Consider the following 7,076-nt stretch of genomic DNA (forward strand, 5'->3'; position numbering starts at 1 on the left):
CCCCTAGATATCGACAATGATCTTGCCGAAATGCGCGTTCGCGGCCTGATGCCGGAAGGCGTCAGCGAGATTTTCGAGTGGGAAATGCTGATCGAGAACCGGACGAATGCCGTTCGTCTCGACCCCTGCGATCATTGCAAGTTGCTGCGCGCGGCTTCCTACGGTGAGTCCCTGCACGCGCAAATTCTTGCTCATCAGTAGCGCGGTCTTCACCGGCCCGACGATACCCGCGAGAACCCCGATCAGCGCGACATGGCCGCCGACGCGCGTCGCCACCATCGACTGGTCGAGCGTGCCCGCGCCGCCGATCTCCACGACGGTATCGACCCCGCGCCCGCCGGTGAGTTCGAGCGTCTTGGCGCCCCATGCCGGCACATCCTTGTAATTGATCAGTTCGTCGGCGCCGAGCGCCTTCAGCCGGTCGAGCTTCGCGTCGGACGAGCTCGTCGCGATCACGCGCGCGCCCGCCGCCTTGGCGAATTGCAGCGCGAACACCGAAACCCCGCCGCTGCCCTGAACCAGCACCGTCGAGCCCGGCTGAGTGGCGCCGTCGACGAACAGCGCGCGCCACGCGGTCAGTCCCGCGCAGGTCAGCGTCGCCGCCTCGGCGGCCGACCATCCCTTGGGTGCCCGGGTGAACCAGTGCTGCGGCGTCACCACCACTTCACGCGCATAGCCGTCGATCCCGTCGCCGGGCACTTGCGTGAAGGCGGTCGACGGCGCCGCGCCGTCGATCCAAAAGGGGAAGAAGAGCGACACGACATGGTCGCCGACTTTATGGTCGGTCACGCGCTCGCCTACCGCCTCGACGGTGCCCGCGCCATCGGACATGGGGATGCGTCCGTCGGCGGTGGGGATCATCCCGGCGACGACCGCGAAGTCATGGAAATTGAGTGACGAGGCGGCAAGCCGCACGCGAATCTCGCCCGGCCCCGGATCGCCGGGATCGGGAAGATCGGTCAGCGTCAGATTGTCGAGCGAGGCGGGCGCGCGAAGCTGGACCGCCCGCATCACTCCGCCGCCATCGCCATTTCGACGCGCTGCGGGCCGCGGATCACGCCGCCCGGGGTCGGCCCCTGCATTTCGCCGTCCCTGAACGTCACGACCCCCGACTTCACCGTCGCGACATAGCCGTCGGCCTTCTGCAGCAGACGTTTGCCGCCCGCGGGCAGGTCGAAGGCGAGCCAGGGTTTGCCGAGCTTGATCGCGTCCATGTCGATGACGTTGAGATCGGCGAGATAGCCCGGCGCGAGCACCCCGCGATCCTCAAGACCATAGAGCAAAGCCGTATCGCGGCACTGGCGCTTCACCGCATGTTCGAGCGCGATGCGATGGCCTTTGCGGTCGCGCACCCAATGCTGGAGCATGAAGGTCGGCGAGGCGGCGTCGCAGATCGTGCCGCAATGCGCGCCGCCGTCGGACAGGCTGTTAACCGTGTCGTCCGATGCCTGCAGATCCTCGAGGAAATCGAGATTGCCGTCGCGGTAGTTGAGGATCGGAAAATAGATGAAGCCCTTGCCGTCGTCCTTCATCAAGAGGTCATAGGCATATTCAGCCGGCGAGACGCCCGCCGCCGCGGCGCGGCCCGCGATGCTTTCGTCCATCTTCGGCTCATAGTTGAAGTCGGGGTCCATTTCGAAATGGACCGGCCAGCCTTCGGCGACGACTTTCAGGAAGTCGAGGATATCGCTTTCGGGCCAGACATTTTCCTCAGCGATCATCCGCGCCTTGAATGCCGGGTCTTTCAATTTCGCGAGTTGCTGGTCCCACGACAGATCGATGATCTCGTTCCACGCGGGCTTGAAACGGAAGGGATGCACCGTTCCCTGCCACGCCATAATGATGCCGTTACCGCGCAGCGCGATCTGCGCTACGATGTTCGCGCCGGTCGCGTTCTGCTTTCGCATCTCCGAAATCTGTTCCTCAAGCGGCAGTTCCTTGGCGATCGACTGGAGCGCAGCAAAGGTCACCGGCAGCCCGGTTTCGCGGCTGAGGTCGCCCATCCACTGGAACTCGTTCCACTCGCGCTTCATGTCGCTCGCCATTTCGAACACCCCGTAACCGACGCGCCCCATCGCGCGGCCGATCGCGATCAGTTCTTCGGCGGTCGCGGTGGTCCCGGGGACGAGCTCGCCGTCGATCGACTTGTGAAGCACGGTGCGGCTGGTCGAAAAGCCGAGCGCGCCCGCGCGCACGCCTTCCTCGACGATCCGCGACATTTCGGCGATGTCCTCGTCGGTCGGGATCGCACCGGGCATTTCGCGGTCGCCGAGCACATAGGCGCGCACCGCGCCGTGCGGGACGTGGCACGCGACGTCGACCGTACGCGGCAGTTTTTCGAGCGCGTCCATATATTCGGGGAAGGTCTCCCAATCCCACGACATGCCTTCGGCGAGCGCGGTGCCGGGGATGTCCTCGACGCCTTCCATCAGCGAAATCAGCCATTCGTGGCGGTCGGGCTTGGCGGGAGCGAAGCCGACGCCGCAATTGCCCATCACGACGGTGGTGACGCCGTGCCAGCTCGACGGCGCCATTTCGGCGTCCCACGTCGCCTGCCCGTCATAATGGGTGTGAACGTCGACGAAGCCGGGGGTGACGATCTTGCCGGCGGCGTCGATTTCCTCGGCGCCCGCGCCCAGATTCTCGCCCACCGCGACGATCCGGTCGTCATCGATCGCGACGTCAGCGACAAAGGGCGCTCCGCCCGAACCATCGACGACGGTGCCGCCGCGAATCACCAGATCATGCATGTCCGCTCTCCCAAGTCTTTTGGCCTGATTTTTAGTTTCACGAAGAAACCTATCATCAAAATCGCAAGATGCAAATAAACGCGCGGTGGCCCCGGCAAGGCGCTATGATGGCGGGACAAGAGATAGGGAGTCTATGCCATGATCCGCCCGCTTACCCTCGCCCTGCTGATGCTCGCCGTCCCGGCGACCCCGCTCGCCGCCAAACAGGCGGCTGTCCCCAGCTATAAGGCCGCACTCGCCGATCCCGCGCGGCCTGCCGCCGACCGGACACGCGACGCGGCGCGCAAGCCCGCCGAACTGCTTGCCTTCGCCCAGGTCAAGCCCGGACAGACGGTCGGCGATTATGTGATGGGGGGCGGTTACGTCACCCGGCTGCTCGCCGCGGCGGTCGGACCGTCGGGCAAGGTCTATGGCTTCCAGCCCGCCGAATTCATCGGCTTCAAAAAACAATATGGCGACGATCAGGCCGCGATTGACGCCGCCTATGTCAATGTCGACGCCGTCGCCGGACCGTTCGCGGCGCCCGCCTTTCCCGAACCGCTCGACACGATCATCACGGTGCAGAATTTCCACGACCTCTATCTGAAGCCCTTCCCCGCGGGCACGGGCGACAAGGCGAGCGCGGCCTTGTTCGCGGCGCTGAAACCCGGCGGCACGCTGGTCGTCGTCGACCACAGCGCGGCGAAAGGTAGCGGCACGACCTTGTCCGACAGTCTGCACCGGATCGACAAGGATGCGGTCGTCGCGACGCTGACCAAGGTGGGTTTCAAGCTCGAAGCCGAAAGCGATCTCTATCGCCGCACCGCCGATCCGCGTAGCGCCAATGTCTTCGACAAGGAAATCCGCGGCAAGACCGACCAGTTCACCCTGCGCTTCCGCAAACCGGGATAAAAGAATGACCAGCGACGATGAAGATTATGTCTATGACGAGGCGAGCGGCGAATGGATGTCCGCCAGCGATATTGCTGCTCGCGATGCCGCAGCCACCGCGGGCCCTGAGGTGCGCGACGCGGTCGGCAATTTGCTCGCTGATGGCGACTCGGTCGTGCTGGTCAAGGATTTGAGCGTCAAAGGCGCGGGGCAGACGTTGAAGGTCGGCACCGTGATCAAATCGATCCGCCTGACCGGCGACGATCAGGAAATCGATTGCCGCCACGAGGGGATCAAAGGCCTCGTCCTTCGCGCCGAATTCGTGCGCAAGCGCTAAGCGGATCCGAAGCCTTGCATTATATCTATCTCGGCATCGCGATTGTCGCCGAAGTCATCGCGACATCATTCCTGAAACAATCCGACGGTTTCCGGAACCTCGGCCCTTCGGCGATTATGGCGGCAGGCTATGTCGTCGCCTTCTATTTCCTGTCGCTGGCGCTCCGCGATATCCCGACGGGCATCGCCTATGCGATCTGGTCGGGGGTCGGCATCGTGCTGATCGCGACTGTCGCCTGGGTCTTTCAGGGCCAACGCCTCGACACGCCTGCGATCGTCGGCATGGCGCTGATCGTCACGGGCGTGGCGATCATGAACATCTTCTCGAAGACCGCCGCCCACTGAAGGGCAGCGGTCTCGCTCGTCAGGAAAACAGGCCTTTCCGCGGCCCCATGTATCCGAACAGGTAGGCAGCGACCTTACGCATCTGTATTTCTTCGGCGCCTTCGGTGATGCGATAGCGGCGGTGGTGGCGGTNTCCGCGGCCCCATGTATCCGAACAGGTAGGCAGCGACCTTACGCATCTGTATTTCTTCGGCGCCTTCGGTGATGCGATAGCGGCGGTGGTGGCGGTAGATGTGCTCGAACGGCTTGTGGCGTGAGTAGCCGATGCCGCCGTGGACCTGCATCGCGCGGTCGGCGGCTTCGCAGACGAGGCGGTTCGCCCAGTAGTTGCACATGCTGACCTTGTCGGAGAGGGTGCGTTCGACCTCCTTGTGCGGCGTGTTGTCCATGTCCCATGCGGTCTTGCGGATGAGCAGGCGCAGCATCTCGGCCTGCGTCGCCAGTTCGACGAGCGGGAACTGGATCGCCTGGTTCTTCGCCAGCGCCTCGCCGAACGGCTTGCGTTGCCTTGCGTACTTCACGCTCTCCTCGATGCAGAACACCGCCGCGCCCAGCGAGCTTGCCGCCTGCCTTATGCGGTTCTGGTGAACGAAGCTCTGCGCGATCGACAGGCCGCCGCCCTCGGGGCCGAGCCGCGCATCGTCGGGCACCCACACATCGGTGAACGTCATCCTTGGATGGTCGGTCGGCATGTTGAACGTCCACATATATTCATCGACGGTCATGCCGGGCGTCCCCGTCGGCACGAGCAGGCAGGTGATGCCCTTCGCATCGCCGTCCACGCCGCTCGTGCGGCAGAAGGTCGCGCAATGCGTCGCGACATGCATGCCGGTGATCCACATCTTGCGTCCGTCGATGCGCCAGCCGTCGACGCCATCGCGCGTCTCGCGCACGGCGCGCGTCTCCATATGCGTCGCGTCGCTGCCATGGTCGGGCTCGGTGAGCCCGAACGCGGTGCGCCGCCTGCCCTCGAACCCACCGAGGATAAATTCCTGCTTCTGTTCCTCGCTCGTCGCAAACTGCTCGAACATTTCGACGAAGGGGAAGTTGCCAACGATGCTGTGCTCGTTCTGCAGGTCGTTGTGCAGCCCGAGGCCCTTCGCCGCGAAGTGTTCGCGGATCACCGCCATCCACAGGTTGCTGCCGTCCTTGCCGCCGTACTTCTTCGGCGCCGAGAAGCGCCAGTGGCCCGCGGCATCGGCTTTCCGCGTCGCCTGCTTGAGCAGCGCCTCCCACTCATGGCGCGGCAGCCCCTGATTGTCCCAGTCGGTGCGCGCATGCTCGCGCCGATGATCGAAGAAGCGGATATTGTCGTCCGCCAGTTCGAGCGGTTTGATCTCGGCCTCGATAAACGCGTCGAGCTCGTCGAGGTACGCCTGCAAATCGGCGGGCATCGCAAAATCCATGTCTCTCTCCCTTGTCCGCTTATCCGCGCCAGTCGGCGCGCGCCGCGTCAAGCGCGGCATATTTCGGGCTGTCGACCGCGCATTTACCCAGCACATCGCGGCGCAGCTTCGCGAGCAGGCCCGGCTCGGCGAGCGTCGTGGTTCCCGACAGCAAGGCTTCGGCGAGCGCCTCGTCCTCCGCCCTCACCCCCGCATCGAGATCGCGCAGCACGATGCCGAGCGCGTTCATCGCGACCACCGCCTCGAACTTGGCGTGGCCTTGCGTCTGCGGCTTGATCGATGTCTCGATCCAGTCGCGCACCGCCTGCACGATCTCGCGGTTCGTCGGTTCGCCGGTCGGCGCCGACGTTGGTTGCGGCGATGGCGGCAGCGCCCTTCCCCGCTCGGCCTCGGGCGCCTCGTCTTCGAGCAGCCGCACCAGATCGAGCTCCTGCTCGGCGGTGCGCCGGCCGATGACGACGCGCTCGACGGTCGGATCGGCGCCGCTCCGCCACATCTGCCCCATCTGCAGGCAGCCGAGCGCCCACCAGAGCGTCCGGTAGATCAGCCAGAAGCGGAAGCGGCCCTTGTCGACCTTCACCCCGCCCGCCGCCTCATAGGCCGCAAAATAATCGTCGAGGCTGCCGACCCCGAACGCCGGTTTGTCGAGCGCGCCGAAGCGCCACACGGTCATGCAGCCGAACGCGAGGTCCTCATGCGCGTCGCCGCGGTGCGCCAGCTCCCAGTCGAGCACCGCGGCCAAGCCATCGGCATCGACCATCACATTGCCCATCCGGTAGTCGCCGTGGACGAGCACCGGATCGGCAGGCGCAGGCAGATGCTCCTCGCACCATTTGATCGCCAGCGCGATCACCGGCCGGTCGCCGCCGTACGACAGGAAGCGCGACCTGAGCTCCGCCAGCGCCGCCGCCGTGTCCATCAGCGGGATCGCATCGGGCACACGGTCCAGCGGGATGCTGTGGATGCGCGCCAGCTCGCGGCCGAGATCCGCCAGCAGCGACGGCGGCGGACCCGCCAATATCTTCGCCGGCGACACCTCCGCCAGCACCCGCCGCATCACATAGCCCGTGCCCAGCCCGTCGCCCGGCTCGAGCACGCCGACCACCTCGGGCGCCTTCACCCCCGCATCAAACGCCGCCATCACCAGCGCCGCCTCGTCAACATGCCCGAACGGACGGTCCGCCATATAATCCGCCGACGGCGCTCGCCGCAGGACATAGCCCCCGGCCGGCTCGCCTTCGCCCCAGTCGAACGCAAAACTCTCCATGTTCGCGCCCCCCGACAAGCGCGTCAGACCCGACAACACACCGGCACCGGCAATCCGGGTCATCAACTGGGGAAGCAAAGCAGCAACGTCGGTCATGCCAAG

At 65.3% G+C, this 7,076-nt stretch carries 6 protein-coding genes and 1 pseudogene; 3 read left to right on the forward strand and 4 right to left on the reverse strand.

What is annotated here, in order from left to right; translation table 11 throughout:
* Nucleotides 1-3: 3 nt before the first annotated feature.
* Both ASD73_RS05580 and ASD73_RS05585 read right to left on the reverse strand, forming a co-directional pair.
* The gene (locus tag ASD73_RS05580) at nucleotides 4-1,011 is read right to left on the reverse strand and encodes a zinc-dependent alcohol dehydrogenase family protein (RefSeq protein ID WP_056368437.1); all 1,008 of its coding nucleotides are present in this window, start codon (nucleotides 1,009-1,011) and stop codon (nucleotides 4-6) included.
* On the reverse strand, nucleotides 1,011-2,750 hold the full coding sequence (locus ASD73_RS05585) for an N-acyl-D-amino-acid deacylase family protein (protein ID WP_056368435.1): 1,740 nt from the start codon (nucleotides 2,748-2,750) through the stop codon (nucleotides 1,011-1,013). Before ASD73_RS05585 ends, ASD73_RS05580 begins: the two co-directional genes overlap by 1 nt.
* A gap of 138 nt (nucleotides 2,751-2,888) precedes the next feature.
* Here ASD73_RS05585 and ASD73_RS05590 point away from each other — a divergent pair, with 138 nt between their 5' ends.
* The 3 genes from ASD73_RS05590 to ASD73_RS05600 are packed head-to-tail and all read left to right on the forward strand — an operon-like array spanning nucleotide 2,889 to nucleotide 4,301.
* Nucleotides 2,889-3,641 carry a class I SAM-dependent methyltransferase gene (locus ASD73_RS05590; RefSeq protein WP_056368433.1) on the forward strand — a complete coding sequence of 251 codons (753 nt, stop codon included), beginning with the start codon at nucleotides 2,889-2,891 and terminating at the stop codon, nucleotides 3,639-3,641.
* 4 nt (nucleotides 3,642-3,645) lie between these two features.
* Nucleotides 3,646-3,957: an alkylphosphonate utilization protein gene (locus ASD73_RS05595; protein WP_056368431.1), complete on the forward strand. Its 312-nt coding sequence runs from the start codon at nucleotides 3,646-3,648 to the stop codon at nucleotides 3,955-3,957.
* A 14-nt stretch (nucleotides 3,958-3,971) separates the two neighbouring features.
* Nucleotides 3,972-4,301, forward strand: a complete 330-nt coding sequence (locus tag ASD73_RS05600; RefSeq protein ID WP_056368429.1) for a DMT family transporter — start codon at nucleotides 3,972-3,974, stop codon at nucleotides 4,299-4,301.
* 133 nt (nucleotides 4,302-4,434) lie between these two features.
* Here ASD73_RS05600 and ASD73_RS05605 read toward each other — a convergent pair.
* Together ASD73_RS05605 and ASD73_RS05610 are read right to left on the reverse strand one after the other, a co-directional pair.
* A pseudogene (locus ASD73_RS05605) lies at nucleotides 4,435-5,707 on the reverse strand (acyl-CoA dehydrogenase family protein); the annotation flags it as partial.
* A gap of 19 nt (nucleotides 5,708-5,726) precedes the next feature.
* Nucleotides 5,727-7,070: a phosphotransferase family protein gene (locus tag ASD73_RS05610; protein WP_056375331.1), complete on the reverse strand. Its 1,344-nt coding sequence runs from the start codon at nucleotides 7,068-7,070 to the stop codon at nucleotides 5,727-5,729.
* Nucleotides 7,071-7,076 lie beyond the last annotated feature (6 nt).

It is taken from the genome of Sphingopyxis sp. Root154 (assembly GCF_001427105.1).
Taxonomy (GTDB): Bacteria; Pseudomonadota; Alphaproteobacteria; order Sphingomonadales; family Sphingomonadaceae; genus Sphingopyxis.